Here is a 23,987-nt window from a genome sequence, read left to right as displayed (position 1 = left end):
TCAATTCCTGAGGAAGATGCCCTGCGGGCCCCGTGTCCGGGCGCGCCGGGGCGCGGGGCGAAGGGTCGGTCGGCTCGAGGGGCGGCTGCCCGCCGCGAGGCGGTCGTCGGTGGGGAAGGCGGCGGAGCCGCGCGTCAGCTGGTGCGGCCCGTGGCGTGGAGACCGGAGGCCTTGGGGCGCGCGGCGCCGGCCGCCGTGGGCCGGCCTCCGGGAAGACTCCGCATACGGTCCAGCACGGCGTCAGCCGAGGGCTCGTACAGCTCGTCAACGATCCGACCGTCGGCCAGGAAGACGACGCGGTCCGCGTACGCCGCGGCGACCGGGTCGTGGGTGACCATGACCACCGTCTGGCCCAGCCCCCGTACGGAGTTCCGGAGGAAGCCCAGGACTTCGGCGCCGGAGCGGGAGTCGAGGTTGCCGGTCGGCTCGTCGGCGAAGATGATCTCCGGCTTGGCGGCCAGCGCTCGGGCGACGGCCACCCGCTGCTGCTGACCGCCGGACAACTCGCTCGGCCGGTGCGTCAGCCGCCCCGCCAGGCCCACGGTCTCCACGACCGTGGTGAGCCACGCCTTGTCGGGCTTACGGCCCGCGATGTCCAACGGGAGGGTGATGTTCTCCAGGGCGCTGAGGGTCGGCAGCAGGTTGAAGGCCTGGAAGACGAAGCCGATTTTGTCGCGGCGCAGCCGGGTCAGTTGCTTGTCCTTCAGAGCCGTCAACTCCGTGTCGCCGATACGCGCGGAGCCGGAGGAGATCGAGTCCAGGCCCGCGACACAGTGCATCAGGGTCGACTTGCCGGAGCCCGAGGGGCCCATGATCGCGGTGAACTCGGCCCGGCGGAACTCGACGGAGACGCCGTCCAGGGCGACCACCTGGGTCTCGCCCTGGCCGTACACCTTCGTCAGGTTGGTGGCGCGGGCGGCCACGCCGGTGGCGTAGGTGGTGGTCGGGACGCCGTAGTGGGTGGTGGTCACGGGTCAGGTCTCCTGTCGGGGCGTCGAGCTGTTGGACGCATCCATCGTCCTGGCCTCGTCGCCCGCGGGAATCCGCCTCAGTTCTGGTTCCTGGGGCAGTCCTGGGAGGTACCGAGCCGACGCCGGGTCCTCCCCGGGGATGACGGCGCCACCCGGCCCACCCCTAGGGCCTGCCCTGAGGCGTGCGGCCATTTTCCGTCAATCCCGTGCCGAATGGGTGACCGAGATTCACCGGCCCGGGCACGTGTCCACCGCAGTCGGAGCACACTGACGCCCCCTCAGGCGGCAATAAAATCAGACAACCTCGGTCTGTTGCTGCGCTGTTCGGGGGACGGGCCCGGATAGGCTCGGCTTGCGCCCTGGGGAGGACCGTGAGCCGTCCGGACGGTCTGGGAACCCCTGCCCGGATGGTGGAATGCAGACACGGTGAGCTTAAACCTCACTGGCCCATAGGGCCGTGCCGGTTCAAGTCCGGCTCCGGGCACCTCTCGTTCCTCGGGGCGCACCCTTCGTACCCGCCTCGTGGCGAGGGGTGCCGGGGCGCTCGGCGTCGGCACTCCTCTCCTCGTCTCCTCGCCTCTTCCTCCTGAAAGATCCTCCTCAGGCACTAGGGTGCTTTCTTTTGCTCACCCCTTACTCTTGTGGCAAGGTCGCGCAGGGCGGCCATGGAGGAGTGAGATGAGGAGCAGCAACCCGGTCTTCTCGCGACGGGGATTCAGCCGCGACAACGGCTTCGCGGGCTTCAACGCGGCGCCGCAGGCCGGGGGCCCCGCCGCAGCCCAGCAGGGTAACCCGTACGCCACCACCGGCAACCCGTACGCCCAACCCACGGACCCGTACGCGCAGGGTGCGCCGCCGTTCGCGCCGCCGCAGGCCGACCGGATGACGATGGACGACGTCGTCATGCGGACGGGCATCACGCTCGGCACCGTCGTCGTCGGTGCGGCGCTCGCATGGATCCTGGAACTCCCGCTGCCGCTCGCCATCGGCGCCGGTCTGGTCGCGATGGTGCTCGGCCTGGTCCAGGCGTTCAAGCGCAAGCCCTCGCCGCCGCTGATCCTGGCGTACGCCGCCTTCGAGGGTCTCTTCCTCGGTGCGCTGAGCGGTTTCATCAACGAGCGGCTCCAGGGCGCCCCGATGCAGGCGGTGCTCGGCACGATGGCGGTCTTCGTCGGTGTGCTGATTGCGTACAAGACCCGGATTATCCGGGTGAATCAGCGTTTCTACCGTTATGTGATGGCAGCGGCCATCGGCTTCGTGCTGCTGACTGCGGTGAACCTGCTGTTCATGGCCTTCGGTGGCGGTGACGGCCTCGGCTTCCGCAGCGGTGGTCTCGGCATCCTCTTCGGTGTCGTCGGCGTCATCCTCGGTGCCTGCTTCCTGGCGCTCGACTTCAAGCAGGTCGAGGACGGCATCGCCTACGGCGCCCCGCGCGATGAGTCCTGGCTGGCGGCCTTCGGCCTCACCATGACGCTGGTGTGGATCTACCTGGAACTGCTGCGCCTGATCTCGATCCTGCGCGGTGACTGAACCGCGGTCGTCCTGAGGACACCGCGAAGGGCCCGGAGGCGCGCCGCCTCCGGGCCCTTCGGCCTTCTCGCTCGCGTGGTGGTGGTGCGCGTTGCCGCCGCTACAGCAACTTGCGTGCGGCCCGCCTCAGATCGTGCTCATGAATGATCGCTTTTGCGTGGCCGTAGGCGAGATTATGAGCGCCGCGCAGCCAGTTGACTTTCTCCTCGAAGCGGAAGAGGGCGGGTCCTTCGTCGACGGTGCGCAGCCACTCGGAGATCTCACGGCCGGTGCACTGAGGGATACGGGAGAGCAGGTTCCGGTGGGTCTCTTCGGAGAAGACTTGGGACATCGGCGCCTCCGGACGCGTGCATAGCCGGTCCACTGTCGTGGTCCAGGATGAGTCCTTCACGCCACGGTGCCTGAGTGTTCGCTTGTTGGCAACAGGCAGGGGGTGACGCATAGGCTCGCGCCGTGCTGGATGTGACGCCTTTGGTGACCGCCGTGGACCACCTCGTCGACCGGCTGCGGGCCGCGCCGCAGAGCAGGCTGCAGCGCGGCGCGGCGGCGGAAGGCTTGGCGCTGGCCCGGGAATTGGCGGCTCGGGCCCAGCGCATCGAGTTCCCGGACCGGGAGCCGAGCCCCATGCCCGACGCGGGCATGTTCGCGGTGGCGGACCAGGTGGCCGTCGCGGGACACGATTTGGCCGAAGCGTTGCGAAACGCCTCCGCGGGTGAACTGGCGGAGGCCGTGACGCTCGTCGAGGAAGCTGCCCGGCGGATGTAGAGCCCCACCGAGAACCGGGCAATTCGTCCACAAACGGGCGGGTGGCACGTTGGTCCGGGCGGTTCGTCCGGCGATGAGGCAGGCCGGGGCGGTCTCCGAGGGGCCAGGGCGGTCAGAGCGAGGCGATGACCCGGTCCGCGAGGACGTAGACGCTCTCCTCGCCGCACGCGAACGTCAGGGCGTACGCGCCGGAGATGCCGGAGCCGCCCAGCAGCACGGGCGCCACACCCGCACGCAGGGCGCCCGCGAGCCGCTCCGCCGTCTCACGGTGCCCGGGCGTCATACACACCGTCGTGCCGTCCACGAAGACGTACACATCGAGCGTGCCGAGTGGCCCGGGGCGCACATCGGCCAGCGGTACGGCGCAGGCCGCCAGCTCCTCGAGCCGGGAGACGGTGCGCTCGTGATCCCCGACGGCAGGCGCGGGGGAGGGCGAGAAGTCGGGGTGCGAGGGGTGGCGGCGGCGGGCGGCCGCCAGCTCGGGCGACTCACCGGCCTCCGCCGCACCCGGGCCGGGCTGACCCAGGTGGCCCTGTCCCTGAACCGGCCCCTGAGTCTGTCCCTGGATCTGTCCCTGGACCGAGGCCTGCTCGTGCGAGTCGATCGCGGCGTCGACGGCCTCGATGCTCTCCATCACCTCGGCGATCTCGGGCATGTCGGCCATATCGGCGAGGTCGGGGCCCACCAGGGGTTCCAGACCGGCGAAGTCCGCCTGGCGCGGCAGGTACAGCGAGGGCTCTTCGCCCAGCCCGGGGAGCCCGCCCGGCGGCGGAAGTACGTCACCGGCGTCGCGGGTCTCCTGAGCCGCCCAGAAGGCACGGGCCTCCGCCAGCTCCCGCTCCCGTTCCTCGGCGAGGGCTTCGGCGACCGCGGCACGTATCTCGGCGGCCGGCGTCGTACGGGGCGCCGGTACGGCTGCGGCTCCGGCCCGGGCCGAGGCGGTGACCTCGGCGCGCAGGGCGGTGAGCTGCTTGCGCAACCCATGAGCAGCGTGCAGGGCGGCTGCGCCCACGGCTGTGGCGGCGACGGCGGCCAGCAGCAGGACGACGGACATGGCGCTCACTGACGTACTCCCGGTGTTCGTGGATCCCCCGAATTCCTACCTCAGGTTGTCCCGGGGCGCTTCTCGTTGTCAGTGCAGAACGTCACGAAAGAGGTTGGCCCTGGGGCTGCGGACTCTCCCCGTACCTTGCTGACCTGGTGAAATGTACCTCCCCCAGGACGTACATCACATCCTGGGGGAGATTCGGTCACGACCGGGTGGCCGACCCGCTGCGGTTCAGCTCAGATCGGATCAGCTCAGCCGCGCTTGTTCGTTGGTCGCGTTCCGCTTCGCTTCCGCTGCGGGCAGGTGCCGCCCTCCCACGCGGCGGAGCCGCAGATCGGCTGGGGTTCGGGCGACCCCTACCCTCCGCTGCAGCTCAGCTCAGCCGCTCCAGCACCATCGCCATGCCCTGGCCGCCGCCGACGCACATGGTCTCCAGTCCGAACTGCTTGTCGTGGAACTGGAGCGAGTTGATCAGCGTGGTGGTGATCCGGGCGCCCGTCATGCCGAAGGGGTGGCCGACGGCGATGGCCCCGCCGTTGACGTTCAGCTTGTCGATGTCGATGCCCAGGTCCCGGTAGGACGGGATGACCTGGGCGGCGAACGCCTCGTTGATCTCGACCAGGTCGATGTCGTCGATGGTCAGCCCGGCACGGGCGAGCGCCTGCTGCGACGCCTCGACCGGCCCGTAGCCCATGATCTCGGGGGAGAGGCCCGAGACGCCGGTGGAGACGATCCGGGCCAGCGGGGTCAGACCCAGCTCGCGCGCCTTGGTGTCCGACATGATGACCAGCGCTGCCGCGCCGTCGTTCAGCGGGCAGCAGTTGGCCGCGGTGACCAGGCCGTCGGGGCGGAAGACCGGCTTGAGGCCCTGGACACCCTCGAGCGTCACGCCGGCGCGCGGGCCGTCGTCCTTCGCCACGACCGTGCCGTCCGGCGTGGTGACCGGGGTGATCTCGCGCTCCCAGAAGCCGTTCTTGATCGCCTCTTCGGCGAGGTTCTGGGACCGGACGCCGAACTCGTCCATCTCCTGGCGGGTGATGCCCTTGGAGCGGGCCAGGTTCTCGGCGGTCTGACCCATCGCGATGTAGGCGTCCGGGACCAGGCCGTCCTCGCGCGGGTCGTGCCAGTCCGCGCCCTCCTGCTCGGCGCGGGCGGCGGTACGGGCCTCCGCGTCGGCGAAGAGCGGGTTGTGGGTGTCGGGCAGGCCGTCGGAGGTGCCCTTGACGCTGCGCGAGACCATCTCGACGCCCGCCGAGATGAAGACGTCGCCCTCGCCCGCCTTGATGGCGTGCAGCGCCATCCGGGACGTCTGGAGGGACGAGGAGCAGTAGCGGGTGATCGTGCAGCCCGGCAGATGGTCCATGCCCATCTGGACGGCGACGATCCGGCCCAGGTTGTGGCCCTGCTCGCCACCGGGGAGGCCGCAGCCGAGCATCAGGTCGTCGATGGCGCGCGGGTCCAGCTCGGGGACCTTGGCGAGCGCGGCCTGAATGATCTCGGCGGTCAGGTCGTCGGGACGGACCTCCTTCAGGGATCCCTTGAATGCCCGTCCGATCGGCGAGCGGGCGGCAGAGACGATCACGGCTTCGGGCATCACGGCTCCATGGGGACGTAAGCAGGTCTGTGGGGGAAGTTACCCGCACGTACCGCTGAGGTCACGGCCCGTGTGCTGTGACGCGGGCCTCTTTTCTAAGCGCACGCTCAGTCCAGTATCGCTCGCCGTCGAATCGCCCGGGCAGGCCCACTTATGGGCTGTGGTTTACGGGGATGTCCGGCTCTGTCGCGGCATGTGGGATTCCTCGATCCGACCGAACATTTTCGGCCAGCACAGGTCTGTTCTGAATGGTCAGCCCGACATACGGTGGGCCGCGAAGACCTCCGGTGCGGTGAAGATGTCCCCCACCTCACCACATCGGAGGTCTTCGCCATGCTGCAGGCCGCCCGGCGTCCCCAAGCGCTCGTGATCAGTACAGCTGGCGGCCCGAGCCGCGGACCGCGTCCGGGGACGGTGCGGCGGTGTCGTTCGTCGGCAGGCGACGGCGGCGGCGGTGCTTGAGGAGAGCCCAGGGGCCGCGCATGCCCACCGGGGCCGCCGTGGCCACCTCCGTACCGCCCTCGGAGGCCGCCTGGGCCGCCGCCTCCGCCACCGGCAGGACGCTCTCGCGCCGCGACGTGTCCGGCTGCTCCGGCTCCGGCCACAGGCCCAGCGCCGCGCACAGTGTCGGCAGGACGGCCATCGCCGCCGTCGCGTAGCCCTCCGCCGACGGGTGGTAGTTGTCGGGGCCGAACAGCTCGCGCGGGTTGGCCTCGAACTCCGGCCCCAGGAGGTCGCCGAGCGAGACCGTACGGCCGCCCTGTTCCACCGCGCCGATGGTCTGTGCCGCCGCCAGCTGCCGGCTCAGTCGCCGGGCGATCCAGCGCAGCGGCTGATAGACCGGCTCGATCGTTCCCAGGTCGGGGCAGGTCCCGACCACCACCTCACAGTTGCGCTGCCGCAGCGTCCGCACCGCGTCCGCCAGCAGCCGCACCGACCGGGTCGGCGGCATCCGATGGGTGACGTCGTTCGCGCCGATCATGATCACACAGACGTCCGGCACCAGGTCGCGGTCCTCGATCAGCAGCGACACCTGCCGCTCCAGGTCGTCGGACTGCGCCCCGGGCAGCGCCACCGTCCGCAGGTCCACGGGCCGCTCGGCGACCGCCGCGAGTCCTGAGGCGAGCAGCGCGCCCGGCGTCTGGCGCGGCCGGTGCACGCCCTGCCCGGCCGCCGTGGAGTCCCCGGCCAGGGCGAGCCGTAGCGGGCGGTGCCCCGAGTGCCGGGCGAACACCGTCCCGTACCGGCCGTCCGCGTTCGGCGGCATGTCCGGCGAGCTGCCCACGGACCGCCGCGCCAACTGCACTTCCGTCAGCAGCAGCCCGACCGCCGCCCCGCCCAGCAATCCGATTCCGCCGCCGCCGTACGCCGCTGCCGCCGCGATCCGCCGTGCCACCCTCGCCCTCGACATGCCTGCCCCGCCTCCTGCCGCGCCCGCCTGGGGCGGACCGTGCGACCGTGTCTTCGTGCTACTGGCTAGTTGCCCCGTGCGGCCCTTCGTGCAACGCCCCCGTCCGTGCCTCGTGCGCGCATCCGTACGGCAGCCGATTGCGGCATAGGCTTGGGCGCACGGGCGCCCGACTTGCGCCGCCTGAACTGCGGAGACCCCGCCTGATCTGGAGAACGTCGTGCAGTATCACGATTCGATGATTGAGCTCGTCGGCAACACCCCGCTGGTGCGGCTCAACCGCGTGACCGAAGGGATCCGGGCGACCGTCCTGGCCAAGGTCGAATACTTCAACCCGGGTGGTTCCGTGAAGGACCGCATCGCCGTGCGGATGATCGAGGCGGCCGAGGAGTCCGGCGCGCTGCAGCCGGGCGGCACCATCGTCGAGCCGACCTCCGGCAACACCGGTGTCGGGCTGGCAATAGTGGCCCAGCAGAAGGGCTACAAGTGCATCTTCGTCTGCCCCGACAAGGTGTCCACGGACAAGATCAACGTCCTGCGGGCCTACGGCGCCGACGTCGTGGTCTGCCCGACCGCCGTCGACCCCGAGCACCCCGACTCGTACTACAACGTCTCGGATCGGCTCGTGCGGGAGACGCCCGGTGCCTGGAAGCCCGACCAGTACAGCAACCTCAACAACCCGCGTTCGCACTACGAGACGACCGGTCCCGAGCTGTGGCGGGAGACCGACGGCCGGATCACCCACTTCGTGGCGGGCATCGGCACCGGTGGCACGATCACCGGTACCGGCCGCTACCTGAAGGAGATCTCGGACGGCCGGGTACGGATCGTGGGCGCCGACCCCGAAGGATCGGTCTACTCGGGCGGCTCGGGTCGGCCGTACCTGATCGAGGGCGTGGGCGAGGACTTCTGGCCGACCGCGTACGACCCGGAGGTGACCGACGAGATTGTCGCGGTCTCCGACAAGGACGCCTTCCAGATGACGCGCCGCCTCGCCAAGGAGGAGGGCCTGCTGGTCGGCGGCTCGTGCGGGATGGCGGTCGTCGCGGCGCTGCACGTCGCGAAGGGGCTCGGGCCGGACGACGTCGTGGTCGTCCTGCTTCCGGACAGCGGCCGCGGCTACCTCAGCAAGATCTTCAACGACGAATGGATGGCCGACTACGGCTTCCTGGAGGAGGGCGAGCCCACCGCGCGCGTCGCGGACGTGCTGGCGTACAAGGAGGGCGCGCTGCCCTCACTCGTCCATATGCACCCGGACGAGACGGTCGGCGAGGCCATCGACGTGCTGCGCGAGTACGGCGTCTCGCAGATGCCGATCGTGAAGCCGGGCGCCGGCCACCCGGACGTCATGGCCGCGGAGGTGATCGGCTCGGTCGTCGAACGCGAGCTGTTGGACGCCCTGTTCACGCAGCGCGCGACGCTCGGCGACCCACTGGAGAAGCATATGAGCCCGTCGCTGCCGCAGGTCGGGTCGGGCGAGCCGGTCGCGGACCTGATGGCGGTCCTGGAGGGCGCGGACGCGGCGATCGTGCTGGTGGAGGGCAAGCCGACGGGCGTGGTGAGCAGGCAGGATCTGCTGGCGTTCCTCGCGAAGGGGGCCAAGTAGGCGACAAGGGTCGGTGCTTCGCGTAAGTGGTACGTATGCGTCACGCGCGCGCAGCACGGGCTTAACACGGGCCCGGCACAGTGGAGTTCGTCGGCGAGGGCACGGCAGCGAGAAGCTGGGAGTCGTGACCGAGCCGGCACCGCAGGACGGCGCCAAGGACCTCCGGAGCGGCTCCCGGACCTCCTGGTCGCCCGGACGTGGCAGACCGGCCCTGACCCGGCCCGCGTCCCCCGCGGGGACCGCCGTCGTCCCGCCCCCGGCTCCGGCCGGGGTGCGGCGGTCCCCGCGCGTACCACCTACCTGCCCATGGCCCGTGACACCGCGTCACGGGCCATGGGTCTGTTCCGGGCCACGGCGGGTTCGGGCCGTGGACCGCCGCGATGCCGACGACCTGCGGCACAGGGGCGCTTGCGGCGCTTGTCGGCGGGGCGGGCTCCCGAAACGATGTGGGGGAGACCCCGCGGTGCCGAAGGGGCCCGACCAGAAGGAGCAGCCCGTGCAGTCGCCCGTCCACCCCGTGCCCGAGGTCCTGCTGCCTGCTCTGACCGCCCCGTACGGCGATGATCGCCCCGACGCGGTCACCGTCTCCGGGCGGTCGTGCTCGCGCCAGGAGCTGGTCGGTGCGGCGGGCGCGGTGGCGTCCCGTGTCGCGGGTGCCGCGGCCGTCGCCGTACGGGCGGACCCCTCGCTGGAGACGGTCGCGGCAGTGGTGGGCGGACTGATGGCCGGAGTGCCCGTGGTGCCGCTGCCGCCGGACTCGGGCCCCGCCGAGCGGGACCACATCCTGCGGGACTCGGGGGCCGAGCTGATGCTCGGCGGCGGTGCGGCGGACGCCGGTGGCGCGGTCGGCATCGAGGCCGTTCCGGTCGACCTGGGGAAGCGGGCGGACTGGGCGAAGGCGGAGCCCGGGCCGGACGCCACGGCACTGATCCTCTACACCTCCGGCACGACCGGTGCGCCCAAGGGCGCGCTGATCCCGCGCGGTGCCGTCGCCGCCGACCTGGACGCCCTCGCGCAGGCCTGGGCGTGGACTCCGGAGGACACCCTCGCTCACGGTCTGCCGCTGTTCCATGTGCACGGGCTGGTGCTGGGCGTGCTCGGTGCCCTGCGGGTGGGGAGCCGACTGGTCCATACGGGCCGGCCGACCCCGGAGGCCTACGCGGCGGTGGGCGGCAGTCTGTACTTCGGCGTGCCCACCGTCTGGTCCCGGGTCGTACGGGACGCGTCCGCCGCCCGGGAGCTGCGCGGCGCCCGCCTGCTGGTCTCGGGAAGCGCGCCGCTGCCCGCACCGGTCTTCCGGGATCTGGAGCAGCGATGCGGTCACCGTCCGGTCGAGCGGTACGGAATGACCGAGACGCTGATCACCGTGTCGGCCCGGGCGGGAGGCGAGCGGCGGCCCGGCTGCGTCGGCACGCCGCTGCCGGGCATCCGTACCCGTATCGCCGCCGAGGAGGACGCCGGGATCGGCGAGCTGCAGCTCACCGGTCCGACGCTGTTCAGCGGCTATCTGGGCCGGCCCGAGGCCACCGCGGCCGCGTTCACGGACGACGGCTGGTTCCGTACCGGCGACATCGCGGCCGTCGACTCCGACGGCACGCACCGCATCGTCGGCCGGGCCTCCACCGACCTGATCAAGTCCGGTGGCTACCGCATCGGCGCGGGTGAGGTCGAGAACGCCCTGCTGGACCACCCGGCGGTCCACGAGGCGGCGGTGATCGGCGCCCCGCACGACGACCTCGGCCAGGAGATCGTGGCGTACGTCGTAGCCGACGGTGTCACCGAGCGCGACCTGATCGGCTTCGTGGCCGGTCATCTGTCGGCCCACAAGCGTCCCCGCCGCGTGATCTTCCTGGACTCCCTCCCGCGCAACGCGATGGGCAAGCCGCAGAAGAAGCTGCTGCCTCCGGCGTGAAGGGAGCGGCCTCGCTTGCCGGTCCTGCATATGGTCATGCAGAGTTCTTGGTGACTGAATAGATGTCGGTGCTTCCCGGCGGCCCGCAGCCCAGTGCTTCCGCGACGACCGACTGGAGGACGAGGACATGAGCGACGCGGACGGCAGCGGACGCCTCGGCGGTGGCGGTGGTGTCAGCGGTGGGAGCGGCGTCAGTGAGGGGAGCGTTGGCGCGTCGAGCGCTTCCGCCCGGCTGCAGAAGCTCTTCGAAGGGCACCGGCTGACGCCGACGCAGCGGCGCATCGCGCACTGCATGGTGCGGCGGCCGGCGGACGCGCCGTTCCTCTCGAGCGTCGAACTGGCTGAGCTGGCCGGGGTGAGCCAGCCCTCGGTCACCCGCTTCGCGGTCGCCCTCGGCTTCGACGGCTACCCGGCGCTCCGCAGACATCTGCGGGAGGTCGCTCCGGCCGAGCGCAGGGACGGCGAGGACTCGCACAACGAGTACCAGCAGGCCGTCCAGACGGAGATCGAGAATCTGCGGCAACTGGCCGATGCCCTTGCCGACCCGGCTCCGGTGGAGCGGGCGGGCAGGCTGCTCGCCGAGTCCCGCCCGCTGCCGGTGCTCGGGCTGCGGGCGGCCTCCGCCCAGGCGCGCGGCTTCGCCTACTTCGCGGCCAAGGTGCATCCGGACGTACGGCTGCTGGACGAGGGTGGCACGATGCTCGCCGACCGGATCGACGCGGCGGGCCGCGCAGGCGCGACCGTGCTCCTCTGCTTCGCGCTGCCGCGCCACCCGCGGGAAGTCGTCGAGGCCCTGGACCACGCCCGCGAGGCGGGGCTGACGGTGGTGACGGTGGCCGACAGCGCTTTCGCGCCGGTCGCCAAACACAGTGACGTGCTGCTGCCGGGGGCCGTCGGCACGGGCCTGGCCTTCGACACCGCGTGCGCACCGATGCTCCTGGGCCGGGTGCTGCTCGAGGCGATGTGCGACGCCCTCCCGGACGCGCAGGCACGCCTGGAGGCCTTCGACGCACAGGCGGCGGCCCGGGGCCTGTTCGTGGAGTGATCGCCGCGGATGTCACGCCCGGGTGACGTCGGTCCGATGGTCGCGGTGACTCATCCGATGAGCGCGTCGCGCTCCGCTCCGCCGCTCTCGGCGACGATCTCGTCCACCGTCTGCAGGCGGCGCACCAGCGCGAAGCGCACGCCCCCGGGCGCCGCCGGGTCGGGCAGGAAGCCGTACACCGCAGGCCGGGGGAGGCTGTTGTACGCGAAGTGGTTGGTGAAGTAGTACGCCCCGGTGTCCAGCAGCGCCGCCAGGTCACCGGCCTCCAGCAAGGGCAACTCCCGGTTCTCGGCGACCAGATCGCCGGCGAAGCAGCAGGGGCCCGCGATGTCCTGGGCCACGGCCGGACCTCTCTTGGGCCGCCCCTCCGCGTCGTACGCCGCCACCCGGATGGGCCAGGCGCCGGGGGTGAACACCGTACGGGTGGCGAGTTGGGCTCCCGCGTGGGTGACCGCGATGGCCCGCCCGCCTGCCGACTTGGCGTACTCCACGCGGGCCAGCACCAGTCCGTTCTTGGCGAGCAGCGACCGGCCGAACTCGGTGACCAGGCCGTACCGGCCGTCGACCAGACCGGGGACCGTGGTGCGGAGCAGGCGAGCGTACGGGCCGAAGGCCGGCGGCTCGTCCGTGGCGAAGCTGACGGGGAGACCGCCGCCGATGTCGAGCGTGTCGATCTGCCGGCGCCCGGCCGCCGCGTTGATCTCCTGCGCGAGCTCGTACGTCTCGCGCACGCCGGCTGCCATCAGCTCCAACGGGAGTCCCTGGGACCCGGTGTGTGCGTGCAGCCGGGTCAGCCAGGGACGGTCCAGGCAGGCGCGCACGATCCACTCGCGCGCCCCTTCGTCGCGCAGGGCGACCCCGAACTTCGACGTCGCGGTCGCCGTGCTGAGCGCATCGATGGCCCCGCCGCCGACCTGGGGATTGACGCGCAGTCCGAGCGGAGCGGGCGCACTCCCCCGCGCGGAGCCCACGAGTTCGTCGAGGCGGGCCAGCTCCTGCGGGTTGTCGGCGTGGACCGCGACGCCGAGGCCGGTGGCCTCCCGCAGCTCGGCCTGGGTCTTGGCCGGTGAGTCGAACACCGTGCGCTCCGCGGGCACGCCGGCTGCGCGGGCCAGCGCCAGCTCCCCGGGGCTCGCGACCTCGCAGCCCAGCCCCTCGGCGGCGAGCAGCCGGAGGACGGGCACGAGCGGGCAGGCCTTCACCGCGAACGCGTGCAGCTGCGGCGTGCCGGGGGCGGTGACCTCCGAGAAGGCGGTGATCAGCGCGGTGGCGTACTGCCGGATGCCGGTCACGTCGAGCAGTCCGACCACGGGTTCCTCGGGCCGGATCAGCCCGTGTACGACGGCGGCCCGCACCGCCTGTCCGCGCCGAGCGGCCGGATCGCTCGCCCAGTCCGGGCGGTCGCGGTCCCGGTGGATCTGGTCCCTGTGCGTCGAGGTCATACCGCCACTCAACCACCCGGAGGGGACCTTGCGGCCGTAACCGCCTCGCTCGGGCGGACGCTTCGCGGGTCGGACCGCGCGGTCGGAGCCCGCGCCCGGTTGACTACGCCTATTCACCGCAGGAAGATGTGAATACATCGATCCAGTCGACGGCAGGAAGGTAGTGCTCATGTCAGGACCGCGACCCGTACGGGCACCGCGTGGCACGGAACTGAGCGCTCAGGGGTGGCAGCAGGAAGCCGCCCTGCGGATGCTGCAGAACAACCTCGATCCGGAGGTCGCCGAGCATCCCGACCAGCTCGTCGTCTACGGCGGCACGGGCAAGGCCGCCCGCGACTGGCGCTCGTTCGACGCGATGGTCCGTACCCTGCGCACGCTGAAGCAGGACGAGACCATGCTGGTCCAGTCCGGCCGTCCGGTCGGCGTGATGCAGACGCACGAGTGGGCGCCTCGCGTGCTGATCGCCAACTCCAACCTCGTCGGCGACTGGGCGAACTGGGAGGAGTTCCGGCGGCTGGAGGCCCTGGGCCTCACCATGTACGGCCAGATGACGGCCGGTTCGTGGATCTACATCGGCACCCAGGGCATCCTGCAGGGCACGTACGAGACCTTCGCCGCAGTCGCCGCCAAGAAGTTCGGCGGCACGCTCGCCGGGACGATCACCCTCACCGCCGGGCTCGGCGGTATGGGCGGCGCCCAGCCGCTCGCGGTCACCATGAACGACGGCGTGGCCCTGTGCATCGACTGCGACCCGCGCGCCATCGAGCGCCGGATCGAACACCGCTACCTGGACGTGAAGGCCGACAGCCTGGAACACGCCCTCTGGCTCGCGGTGGAGGCGCGTGATGCTCGCCGGCCGCTCTCCGTCGGCGTCCTCGGCAACGCCGCCGAGGTGGTCCCGCAGCTGCTCGCGGTGAACGCGCCCATCGACATCGTCACCGACCAGACCAGCGCCCACGACCCGCTCGCCTACCTCCCGATCGGCGTCGACTTCGACGACATGGCCTCCTACGCGGCCGAGAAGCCCGCCGAGTTCACCCAGCGGGCGCGCGCATCCATGGCCAAGCACGTGGAAGCCATGGTGGGCTTCATGGACGCGGGCGCCGAAGTCTTCGACTACGGCAACTCCATCCGCGGCGAAGCGCAACTCGCCGGCTACGAGCGCGCATTCGCCTTTCCCGGCTTCGTGCCCGCCTACATCCGGCCACTGTTCTGTGAGGGCAAGGGCCCCTTCCGCTGGGCGGCACTCTCCGGCGACCCCAAGGACATCGCGGCGACCGACAAGGCGATCCTCGACCTGTTCCCGGAGAACGAGTCCCTCGCCCGCTGGATCAGGATGGCGGAGCAGCGGGTGCACTTCCAGGGGCTGCCCGCCCGTATCTGCTGGCTCGGCTACGGCGAGCGCGACAAGGCGGGGGCCCGCTTCAACGAGATGGTCGCCGACGGCACGCTCCGGGCGCCCCTCGCCATCGGCCGCGACCATCTCGACTGCGGTTCCGTGGCGTCCCCGTACCGCGAGACCGAGGCCATGCTCGACGGCTCGGACGCCATCGCGGACTGGCCGCTGCTCAACGCCATGGTCAACGTCGCCTCCGGCGCGTCATGGGTGTCGATCCACCACGGCGGGGGCGTGGGCATGGGCCGCTCCATCCACGCGGGCCAGGTCACGGTCGCCGACGGCACGAAGCTCGGCGGAGAGAAGATCCGCCGCGTGCTGACGAACGACCCGGGCATGGGCGTCATCCGCCACGTCGACGCGGGCTACGACACCGCTGACGCGGTCGCCCGGGACCGTGGAGTCCGCATCCCCATGCGGGAGGACGCATGAACCCCGGTGTGCCCACCCGTTCCGCCCCAGCAGAACGACTGCCCACACCCCTCTCCTTTCAGGAGATGTGGCGAGACCTGGCGCCCATTGGGCGCAACGCGGCCACAGGCGGCTATCGCCGGTTCGCCTGGACCGGCGCGGACGCCGACTGCCGCGCCTGGTTCCGGACCCAGGCCGAGTCCCGCGGCCTGGCCTACGAGGTGGACCGCAACGGCAACCAGTGGGCCTGGCTCGGCGAGCCCGGAGGCGCCAACGCCGTCGTCACCGGCTCGCACCTCGACTCCGTACCAGAGGGCGGCGCCTTCGACGGTCCGCTCGGCGTCGTCTCCTCCTTCGCCGCGCTCGACGAGCTGCGCGCCCGCGGCGCGCAGCCGACCCGCCCGCTGGCCGTGGTCAACTTCGGCGACGAGGAGGGCGCCCGTTTCGGCCTCGCCTGCGTGGGCTCCCGCCTCACCGCGGGGCAGCTGACCACTGAGCAGGCGCACGCGCTGCGCGACGCCGACGGGGTCACGCTGGCGCAGGCGATGGAGCGGGCCGGGTACGACCCGTCGGGCATCGGCCCCGACCCCGAACGCCTGGCCCGCATCGGGGCGTTCGTGGAACTCCACGTCGAACAGGGCCGGGCGCTCGACAGGATGGGCCACGCGGTGGGCGTCGCCTCCGCGATCTGGCCGCACGGCCGCTGGCGGTTCGACTTCCACGGCGAGGCCAACCACGCCGGGACGACTCGTATCGAGGACCGTCGCGATCCGATGCTCACCTATGCGAGCACCGTGCTCACCGCCCGGGAGAAGGCCCGGCTCGCCGGCGCTCTCGCCACCTTCGGCAAGGTCGGCGTCGAGCCCAACGGCGTGAACGCCGTCGCCTCGCTCGTCCGCGGCTGGCTGGACACCCGGGCCGCCGACGAGGACACCCTCTCGGCCGTCGTGGGCGAGATCGAACGTGCGGCGGCCGCGTACGGGGAGCGCGACGGCGTCGAGGTGCGGGTCACTCGCGAGTCGTTCACTCCAGTGGTCGAGTTCGACCACGGATTGCGCGACAAGCTCGCCGGCCTCCTCGGCACGGAAGATGTCCCTGTTCCCGTTCTCCCCACAGGCGCGGGGCACGACGCCGGTATTCTGTCGGCCGCCGTTCCCACGGCCATGCTATTCGTACGGAACCCCACCGGCGTCTCGCACTCACCCGCCGAGACGGCGGCCGAGGACGACTGCCTCGCCGGGGTCACTGCACTTGCCGACGTACTGGAGGGCCTGGCGTGTCACTGACACCGCAGACCTACTGGGCGGAACACGCCTGGCTGGGGAGCACGGTGGAGCAGCACGTATTGATCGAGAGCGGGCGGGACGGCCGGATCGCAGCCGTGCGGGCCGACACGCCCGCCCCGCCGGCCGGGGCGGTCACCCTGCGCGGGCTGACCGTCCCCGGCTTCGCCAACGCCCACTCGCACGCCTTTCACCGGGCCCTGCGCGGCACCGTCCAGACCGGCTCCGGCACGTTCTGGACCTGGCGCGACGTGATGTACGAGATCGCTTCCCGCCTCACCCCCGAGAGCTACTTCGATCTCGCCCGGGCTGTCTACGCCGAGATGGCCATGGCCGGCATCACTGCCGTCGGTGAGTTCCACTATCTGCACCACGCCCCGGGCGGCGATCGGTACGAGAACCCCAATGCCATGGGCGAGGCGCTGATCGCGGCCGCCGCCGAGGCCGGTATCCGTATCACCCTCCTCGATACCTGCTATCTCGCCTCCGGCTTCGGCATCGGCCGCAAGGCCGCCGCCCCCGAGGGGCACCAACTCCGATTCAGCGACGGCACCGCCGACGCCTGGGCGGAACGCGTCTCCGCCTTCGACCCGAACGCCCTGGGCGACCACGCCCGGCTCGGCGCCGCCATCCACTCCGTACGGGCCGTCCCCGCCGAGCAGTTGGGCACGGTCGTGCAGTGGGCCAAGGACCGGATGGCGCCCCTCCACGTCCATCTCTCCGAGCAGACCGCCGAGAACGACGCCTGCCGTGCCACCCACGGCTGCAGCCCCACACGCCTCCTCTCCGACCGTGGTGTGCTCGGCCCGAGCACCACCGCCGTCCACGCCACCCACCTGACGGCCGAGGACGTCGCTCGCCTGGGTCGCTCGTCCACCGGCGTGTGCATGTGTCCGACCACCGAGCGGGACCTGGCCGACGGCATCGGGCCGGCCAAGAACCTCCAGGACAAGGGCAGTCCGCTCTCCCTCGGCACCGACAGCCACGCCGTCATCGACCTGCTCGAAGAAGCCCGGGCCATGGAGATGGACGAGCGCCTGCGCACCCGGAGCCGGGGCCACTGGACGGCATCGCAGCTGCTGCGCGCTGCCACCACCGACGGTCACGCGGCCATCGGCTGGCCCGAGTCCGGGCGCATCGAAGCCGGCGCGCCCGCCGATCTCACCACCATCGCGCTGGACTCCGTCCGAACGGTCGGAACACCGCCCGGCCTCGGACTCGAGAGCGTGATATTCGCGGCGACCAACGCGGATGTCCGCCATACCGTGGTCGCGGGCCGCCATATCGTCCGCGATGGCGTCCACCAGCTCGTACCGCACGTCCCGGTGGAACTCGCCAAGGCGATCGACGCACTCCGCCCCTGACCGGCCGGTCCCCGGCCCGCCGGTACGCGGGAGCCCCGACAGCCACGTCAGCCACCACAGCCGCGACCGTGACGCGGTCGAAGGAGCACAGCGCGCTCATGGCCACCGCCATCACCCACATCGCCAGTCTCGTCACCAACGACCCTCCCCTCGCCTCCGGCTTGGGCGATCCCACCCTCGGCGCGGGCCCCCTCGGCCTGATCCAGGACGCGGCCGTCGTCATCGACGGCGACCGCATCGCCTGGGTCGGTGAATCCAGCAAAGCACCCGCCACTGACAACCGGATCGACGCCGAAGGCCGGGCCGTGATCCCGGGCTTCGTCGACTCCCACTCCCACCTGGTCTTCGCGGGCGACCGCACCGAGGAGTTCAACGCCCGTATGTCGGGCCGGGCATACACGGCGGGCGGCATCCGCACCACCGTCGCCGCGACCCGCGCCGCCTCGAACAACGTGCTGCACGCCAATGCCGGCCGCTACGTCCGTGAGGCGTTGCGCCAGGGCACCACCACCATCGAGATCAAGTCCGGTTACGGCCTCACCGTCGAGGACGAGGCCCGCTCCCTGAGCATCGCCGCCGCCCACACCGACGAGGTCACCTACCTCGGCGCACACATCGTCGCCCCCGAGTTCGCCGATGACCCATCGGGTCCGGCACGGTACGTCGACCTGGTCACCGGCCCGATGCTCGACGCCTGCGCCCCGTACGCCCGTTGGATCGACGTCTTCTGCGAGAAGGGCGCCTTCGACGGGGACCAGGCACGTGCCGTCCTCACGGCCGGCGCGGCCCGCGGACTGACCCCGCGGGTCCACGCCAACCAGCTCTCCTACGGCCCCGGTGTGCAGCTGGCCGTCGAGCTGGGAGCGGCCTCCGCCGACCACTGCACGCACCTCACCGACGCCGACGTCGACGCCCTCGCGAACAGCGACACGGTGGCGACGCTGCTCCCGGGCGCGGAGTTCTCCACGCGCGCCCAGTACCCCGACGCGCGCCCACTGCTCGACGCGGGCGTCACCGTCGCGCTGTCCCCCGACTGCAACCCCGGCTCGTCGTTCACCAGCTCGATGGCCTTCTGCATCGCCGTCGCCGTACGCGATATGCGGATGACCCCGGACGAGGCGGTCTGGTCGGCGACAGCGGGCGGCGCAGCCGCGCTGCGCCGCACCGACGTCGGTCGCATCACCCCCGGCGCCCTCGCCGACCTGGTCCTGCTCGACGCCCCGTCCCACGTCCATCTCGCCTACCGCCCGGGCGTCCCTCTGGTCTCGGCCGTCTGGCGCAGGGGCGAGCTGGTCTGAGCAAAGCGGAGGGCCCGCCCCATGCGAGGCGGGCCCTCCAAGCGCCATCCGCGCCGTCTCGCCGGAACGGCGGCGGCGGTGTCACTCCTCGATCATCAGGCCCTTGCGCAATCGGCCCAGCGTGCGTGACAGCAGCCGCGACACGTGCATCTGCGAGATGCCCAGCTCCTCGCCGATCTCGGACTGCGTCATATTGGCGACGAAGCGCAGCGAAAGGATCTTCCGGTCGCGCGCCGGGAGCTCGGCGATCAGGGGCTTCAACGATTCGACGTACTCGATGCCTTCGAGCCCGTTGTCCTCGTAGCCGATGCGGTCGGCCAGGGCCCCCTCGCTGTCGTCCTCCTCGGGCTGGGCGTCCAGCGAGCTCGCCGTGTACGCGTTGCTCGCCGCCATCCCCTCGACGACCTCGTCCTTGGTGATCCCCAGCCGATGGGCCAGCTCGCTCACGGTCGGAGCCCGGTCCAGATTCTGGGCGAGTTCGTCGCCGGCCTTGGCCAGGTCCAGCCGCAGCTCCTGCAGCCGCCGTGGCACGCGCACCGACCAGCTGGTGTCCCGGAAGAACCGCTTGATCTCACCGACGATGGTCGGCATCGCGAAGGTGGGGAACTCCACGCCGCGGCTGAGCTCGAAGCGGTCGATCGCCTTGATCAGCCCGATGGTGCCCACCTGGACGATGTCCTCCATCGGCTCGCTGCGGGAGCGGAACCGGGAGGCCGCGAACTTCACGAGCGCGAGGTTGAGCTCGACCAGGGTGTTCCGGACGTACGCGTACTCGTGCGTGCCTTCCTCGAGCTCCTCGAGACGGGCGAAGAGGGTCTTGGACAAGGCCCTCGCGTCCAGCGGTCCCACCTCGTCGTACGGGGGGACCTCGGGCAGGTCGGCGAAGATCTCCTCGCCGTATTCGCGGACCTCGGTCTCGATCCCGTCGGACCGGGTATACCCCCCCTGATGGTCGGGGGCGGTTGTCGACGACGCGGTCGGCGCGCCCTCATGGGCGTCGTCGAAGATGCGCGATTCGTCGAGCCGGGGTGACATTGTCTCCTCCATCATTCTCGGCATATGGCTGCCGATGCCGATCTCGCTTCCTGCGGTGTGCGGCGCCTCCCAAGCCGGCGGTGGCGAATGTGTCCCTACTAGCCCTACCCGCAACCACCCCGGCAAAGCAAGGTCGCGTATGGGCGGTATGCCCGTTTCGAGGGGATGTTCGGCTACCGGTCGGCGTATCGAAGGCGTAGGGTTCATGGTGCGCCGTCGCAAGCAACCAGAAGGGGTGCGCATGGACCGCGGGATGGTCGGCAGTACCAACAAGCGCCGACTCCAGGTCGAGGTTCGGCACCACGGTTCCAGCGCGGTCGTGACGCCGGCGGGTGAGCTTGATCACCACACCGCCGAGTTGCTGCGGGAACCGTTGGAGGGCTGTGTCGACGACGGGCTGTCCCGGCTCGTCGTGGACTGCTCCCGACTCGAATTCTGCGATTCCACGGGGCTCAATGTGCTGCTCGGTGCCCGGCTCAAAGCCGAGGCGGCGGGCGGCGGCGTCCATCTGGCCGGGATGCTCCCCGTGGTCGCGAGGGTATTTGAAATCACGGGGGCCGAAGCGGTATTCGCTGTGCATGACACCCTTGACGAGGCTCTCGCCGACTCGCCTGCGGACTGACCGCCGCCCTTCCGCCTGTTGCAGCCTGCTGCGCAGCGTGACTGCACGTTATATGCGTCACACCTTTCGTGCCGAAGAAGTGGGTGTTCCCTTCGATTGGCCGGGCAGGAGACAGCTGAATCTGATGAATGTGTCAGGTATCCGTTACCTGCGTATTGGCGAATCGGTGAGGTGAAGCGCTGATGAGCACCACTCGGCCGTACTCGCCGGGCGATCGTGGCCCGGAGTCGGACGGTGCTTCCCCTGCCAATCCTGAGCCCGGTCAGGTCCGCAGGCTCCGTCTCACGGACGCGAGTGGCATCGTCCCGAGCGCCCGGGACTTCACGCGCAAGGCCCTCTACGACTGGGGCTGGCTCCCCGCCGTGACCGGCGACCAGCGAGCTGCGGCCGAGGACGTGCTGCTCGTCGTGTCCGAGCTCGTCACCAATGCCTGTCTGCACGCCGAGGGCCCGGAGGAGCTGGCGGTCGCCATGACGGGCAAGGTCCTCCGGCTCGAGGTCGTGGACCGCGGTGCGGGCTCGCCCGCCCCCCGTACGCCGCACCGCGCCGGCCGGCCCGGCGGCCACGGCATGTTCATCGTTCAGCGGCTCTGCCTGGACTGGGGGGTCGTACGGAACCCCGACGGCGTCGGCAAAACGGTGTGGGCGGAGCTGGGTGCACCGGCCTAGCCCCGTCCGTTCACCGCCATCTCCCCTCCGAACACGTCGATCCGACGTGTTCTTTCTCTTCCTTCTACAAGGTCCCCGGCGTACCGTCAGCGGCCGACCTGATATGTCGTCAGTAACTCTCACGGCGACGATCGATGAGAGGGGGAGCCCGAGGTGTCCCACACGAAGCGCCACGCGGCCCGCCGCGGCGGGGGCGCGTTCGCGGTGGTCGCGGCGGTGGCCGGGGCCACCGTGCTGATGACCGCCCCTGCCGCCCATGCAGCGGTGGTGGACGTCGACTACCAGTGCAAGACGCCGATCGGCAACAAAGGAGCGGTGTCGCCCATCGACATCAAGAGCGTCAGAAGCGGAAGCTCCTACAAGCTCACGATGTCCTTCCAGAAGGGCGTCTCCTCCAGCCCGGTGGAGCTGGGCAGAGGGGCGATGAAGCCGAGCGCGCTGATCAAGCTGGGCGGAGCGGAGAGCGGAACGGTCGCGGTGTCGGGCCCGACGAACTCCGAGGCGATCCCGCCCAACACCCCCATCAAGATCACCGACCTGTCGGGCACCTACACCCCGAAGGCGAGCGGCAAGGTCACCTTCACCGCCTCCACGCTGACGATCAAGGCGCTGGGCACGACGACCACCTGCACGCCCGGCAACAATCCGGGGCCCTCGCTGACGCTCGATGTGCAGGGCGTGGGCGGGGCGTCGGACGCCTCTCCATCGGGTGGTGAGCTGCCGCAGACCGGCCCCGCGGACTCGGCGATCGCGCTCGGCACGCTGGGCGGAACGGTTCTCCTCGCCGGAGTGGCCGGGGCGCTGTGGCTGACCCGCCGGGGCGGCAGGCAGCCCGCCTAGCGGCGGGCGCGCCGTGCCGCCGGCGCCGCTGCTGCGGGGAGCCGTACGCGGGTCGCGCCGCGTACGGCGCGCACCTGGTCGGTGCCCGCCGGTTCGGCTCTCGGCCAGTCCGGCCATCGCCACGTTGGCGCCTGCCGACTCCGGGGCCTGGCCGGACCCGTCGGCTTGGCGCTGGGCGGCACCCGCCGCTCCCGTTCTGGCGGCTGGCGCGGCCGACGCGACTGGCCGGTCCGGCCACCGGCTGGTCCGGCCGTCGAGCAGCACCGCTACCGCACCGGCGCGACAGCGCACCGGCCTGTCGCTTCCGCACCGTCCGAAAGCTCAGGAGCCCGACCCCGAGGAGTCGCCGAGCAGCACCGCTACCGCACCGGCGCGTCAGCGCACCGGCCTGTCGCTTTCTACACCGTCAGAGATCGCAGGAGCCGCCGAGCCACATCCCGTATTCGGCCCGATGCGCCGAGTCGCGTCAGCGCACCGGGCCGCCGTTCCGGCGCCGTACGCCACGTCTTCCAGTCCCATCCGCGAGCACGCAGTCGAGGAGCCGCCGATGCCGTCCCGCAGCCGCAGGGCAGCCGTTGTGCTGGTGACGCTGGTTGCCGCCGTGACCCTGATGAGTGCGCCTGCCGGCGTCGCACTCAGCGGTCCGAGCACCGGCGCGACTGGCGCGGCCGGGGCTGCGACGTCGGGTGGCACGGCCGCGCGAGACGGGGGCTGGGTCGCCGGGCCCGCGCCTGGCGGAGGGACCAGGCCCAGCGCGGATGACCGGGCGTACTTCTACCTGGAGGGGCGCCCCGGTGCCGTACTCGAGGACGCGATGGCCGTCGCGAACACCGGTGACCGGCCGCGCACCGTCGAGCTACGCGGAGCCGACGCCGACAACACGCGCTCCGGGGCCTTCGCCGTACGGCCCCCGGGGCAGAGCACGGACACCGGGGCATGGGTGTCCCTCGTCCGGGCCGAGGTCGGGATCCCGGCCCGCACCCGGGCCGAGATCCCGTTCACCGTGACCGTCCCGCCCGATGCCGTGCCCGGCGACCATCCCGGAGCGATCGTCGTCAGCGGGGGCGGGCGCGAGGCGGTGACCCGCATCCATCTGCGGGTCACCGGGCCGACCCTGTCCGCACTGTCCGTCGAGGACGTCTCCGTCGCGGAGGCCGGCTCTGGTGCCCTGATCCGGTACGCGCTCGTCAACCGCGGTAACACCGTCCTGACACCCCGGCTCGCGGTGCGCGCGGAGGGCCTCTTCGGCGAAGTGCTGCGCCGGGATGCCCGCGCCCTTCCGCTGGAGCTGTTGCCCGGACAGCGGGTCCGGCTCACCGAGAAGTGGCCCGGGCCGCCCGAGCTCGACGCCGTGGACATCACGCTCACCGCGAGAGCGGCGGGCGGCGCCCACGGCGCGGCGACCACCTCATACGCCGCCGTCCCCTGGTTCGCCGCCGGACTGCTGCTCCTCGTCCCGGGGGCGGGTGCGGGTGCCTGGTGCGCCTGGCGCGTACGCCGTCGCCGACGGGCCGCGTCGACGGCCGACGGCGGGCCGGACCGAGGACGGGACGCGGACCGAAGGCGCGACCCGTATCGAGAGCCGGACCCGGCCCTGGACCGTAACCCCGTTCCCGGCCAGGTCCGAGGCGGCAACCAGGACGGGCAAGACGGCCGGGAGACACGACAGTTGTCCGGTACGGGGGCAGGAGCGGCGACGTGAGCGGCGTCACGGACAGCCGGTGGGCGGTGTCGCCCGACCGCCCCAGC

General features: G+C 71.5%; 20 protein-coding genes and 1 tRNA gene. 14 read left to right on the top strand and 7 right to left on the bottom strand.

The features are described from left to right. Positions 1–134: 134 nt before the first annotated feature. Positions 135–971, bottom strand: a complete 837-nt coding sequence (locus ACTWQI_RS24520) for an ABC transporter ATP-binding protein (RefSeq protein WP_443273769.1) — start codon at positions 969–971, stop codon at positions 135–137. 401 nt (positions 972–1,372) lie between these two features. Between ACTWQI_RS24520 and ACTWQI_RS24515 the strand changes: the two genes are divergently transcribed. Both ACTWQI_RS24515 and ACTWQI_RS24510 read left to right on the top strand, forming a co-directional pair. Continuing rightward, positions 1,373–1,455, top strand: a tRNA-Leu gene (locus ACTWQI_RS24515). A 194-nt stretch (positions 1,456–1,649) separates the two neighbouring features. Next, positions 1,650–2,501, top strand: a complete 852-nt coding sequence (locus ACTWQI_RS24510; RefSeq protein ID WP_443273767.1) for a Bax inhibitor-1/YccA family protein — start codon at positions 1,650–1,652, stop codon at positions 2,499–2,501. 100 nt (positions 2,502–2,601) lie between these two features. On the opposite strand, the gene ACTWQI_RS24505 is transcribed toward ACTWQI_RS24510, so the two are convergent. Further along, the gene (locus ACTWQI_RS24505) at positions 2,602–2,832 is read right to left on the bottom strand and encodes a DUF4287 domain-containing protein (RefSeq protein WP_443273765.1); all 231 of its coding nucleotides are present in this window, start codon (positions 2,830–2,832) and stop codon (positions 2,602–2,604) included. Positions 2,833–2,954: 122 nt separating this feature from the next. Here ACTWQI_RS24505 and ACTWQI_RS24500 point away from each other — a divergent pair, with 122 nt between their 5' ends. Further along, complete coding sequence (locus tag ACTWQI_RS24500) at positions 2,955–3,266, top strand: hypothetical protein (protein ID WP_443273763.1); 312 nt, start codon at positions 2,955–2,957, stop codon at positions 3,264–3,266. Between the two features lie 112 nt (positions 3,267–3,378). Here ACTWQI_RS24500 and ACTWQI_RS24495 read toward each other — a convergent pair whose 3' ends face one another. The 3 genes from ACTWQI_RS24495 to ACTWQI_RS24485 form a co-directional block, all read right to left on the bottom strand. Beyond that, on the bottom strand, positions 3,379–4,320 hold the full coding sequence (locus ACTWQI_RS24495; protein WP_443273834.1) for a hypothetical protein: 942 nt from the start codon (positions 4,318–4,320) through the stop codon (positions 3,379–3,381). Positions 4,321–4,687: 367 nt separating this feature from the next. Next, positions 4,688–5,908, bottom strand: a complete 1,221-nt coding sequence (locus ACTWQI_RS24490) for an acetyl-CoA C-acetyltransferase (protein WP_443273761.1) — start codon at positions 5,906–5,908, stop codon at positions 4,688–4,690. A gap of 370 nt (positions 5,909–6,278) precedes the next feature. Next, complete coding sequence (locus tag ACTWQI_RS24485; RefSeq protein ID WP_443273759.1) at positions 6,279–7,319, bottom strand: SGNH/GDSL hydrolase family protein; 1,041 nt, start codon at positions 7,317–7,319, stop codon at positions 6,279–6,281. Positions 7,320–7,536: 217 nt separating this feature from the next. Here ACTWQI_RS24485 and ACTWQI_RS24480 point away from each other — a divergent pair, with 217 nt between their 5' ends. The 3 genes from ACTWQI_RS24480 (at position 7,537) to ACTWQI_RS24470 (ending at position 11,879) form a co-directional block, all read left to right on the top strand. Then, a complete protein-coding gene (locus ACTWQI_RS24480) occupies positions 7,537–8,922 on the top strand; it encodes a cystathionine beta-synthase (RefSeq protein ID WP_443273757.1) in 1,386 nt (461 codons plus the stop codon). Positions 8,923–9,451: 529 nt separating this feature from the next. Beyond that, entirely contained in the window at positions 9,452–10,834 is a 1,383-nt protein-coding gene (locus ACTWQI_RS24475; protein WP_443273832.1) for an acyl-CoA synthetase, read from the top strand. 127 nt (positions 10,835–10,961) lie between these two features. Further along, positions 10,962–11,879: a MurR/RpiR family transcriptional regulator gene (locus ACTWQI_RS24470; protein ID WP_443273755.1), complete on the top strand. Its 918-nt coding sequence runs from the start codon at positions 10,962–10,964 to the stop codon at positions 11,877–11,879. Between the two features lie 50 nt (positions 11,880–11,929). Here ACTWQI_RS24470 and ACTWQI_RS24465 read toward each other — a convergent pair whose 3' ends face one another. After that, entirely contained in the window at positions 11,930–13,321 is a 1,392-nt protein-coding gene (locus tag ACTWQI_RS24465) for a diaminopimelate decarboxylase (protein WP_443273753.1), read from the bottom strand. Between the two features lie 169 nt (positions 13,322–13,490). On the opposite strand from ACTWQI_RS24465, the gene hutU reads away from it, so the two are divergent. From hutU to hutI, 4 genes are all read left to right on the top strand, one after another. Further along, entirely contained in the window at positions 13,491–15,149 is a 1,659-nt protein-coding gene (hutU, locus tag ACTWQI_RS24460; protein WP_443273751.1) for a urocanate hydratase, read from the top strand. After that, positions 15,146–16,414, top strand: a complete 1,269-nt coding sequence (locus ACTWQI_RS24455; protein WP_443273749.1) for an allantoate amidohydrolase — start codon at positions 15,146–15,148, stop codon at positions 16,412–16,414. Before hutU ends, ACTWQI_RS24455 begins: the two co-directional genes overlap by 4 nt. Continuing rightward, positions 16,405–17,775, top strand: coding sequence for a formimidoylglutamate deiminase (locus ACTWQI_RS24450; protein ID WP_443273747.1), 1,371 nt, complete (start codon positions 16,405–16,407; stop codon positions 17,773–17,775). Before ACTWQI_RS24455 ends, ACTWQI_RS24450 begins: the two co-directional genes overlap by 10 nt. Before the next feature lie 98 nt (positions 17,776–17,873). Next, the gene (gene hutI, locus ACTWQI_RS24445; RefSeq protein ID WP_443273746.1) at positions 17,874–19,073 is read left to right on the top strand and encodes an imidazolonepropionase; all 1,200 of its coding nucleotides are present in this window, start codon (positions 17,874–17,876) and stop codon (positions 19,071–19,073) included. A gap of 81 nt (positions 19,074–19,154) precedes the next feature. Here the strand turns inward: hutI and ACTWQI_RS24440 are convergent, their stop codons facing one another. Beyond that, positions 19,155–20,120: an RNA polymerase sigma factor SigF gene (locus ACTWQI_RS24440; protein ID WP_443273744.1), complete on the bottom strand. Its 966-nt coding sequence runs from the start codon at positions 20,118–20,120 to the stop codon at positions 19,155–19,157. Positions 20,121–20,349: 229 nt separating this feature from the next. Between ACTWQI_RS24440 and ACTWQI_RS24435 the strand changes: the two genes are divergently transcribed. The 4 genes from ACTWQI_RS24435 to ACTWQI_RS24420 all read left to right on the top strand — a co-directional run bounded on the left by ACTWQI_RS24435 (position 20,350) and on the right by ACTWQI_RS24420 (position 23,940). After that, the gene (locus ACTWQI_RS24435; protein ID WP_443273830.1) at positions 20,350–20,730 is read left to right on the top strand and encodes an STAS domain-containing protein; all 381 of its coding nucleotides are present in this window, start codon (positions 20,350–20,352) and stop codon (positions 20,728–20,730) included. 182 nt (positions 20,731–20,912) lie between these two features. Beyond that, positions 20,913–21,398, top strand: a complete 486-nt coding sequence (locus ACTWQI_RS24430) for an ATP-binding protein (RefSeq protein ID WP_443273742.1) — start codon at positions 20,913–20,915, stop codon at positions 21,396–21,398. Between the two features lie 153 nt (positions 21,399–21,551). Beyond that, positions 21,552–22,238, top strand: coding sequence for an LPXTG cell wall anchor domain-containing protein (locus tag ACTWQI_RS24425; RefSeq protein WP_443273741.1), 687 nt, complete (start codon positions 21,552–21,554; stop codon positions 22,236–22,238). Between the two features lie 547 nt (positions 22,239–22,785). Continuing rightward, positions 22,786–23,940, top strand: coding sequence for a COG1470 family protein (locus tag ACTWQI_RS24420; RefSeq protein WP_443273740.1), 1,155 nt, complete (start codon positions 22,786–22,788; stop codon positions 23,938–23,940). The last annotated feature ends 47 nt before the right edge of the window (positions 23,941–23,987 follow it).

The organism is Streptomyces sp. KR80 (assembly GCF_052245555.1).
GTDB lineage: Bacteria > Actinomycetota > Actinomycetes > Streptomycetales > Streptomycetaceae > Streptomyces.
The sequence above is the reverse complement of the archived record's forward strand: the minus strand, read 5'-3'. Positions and strand labels throughout refer to the sequence as shown.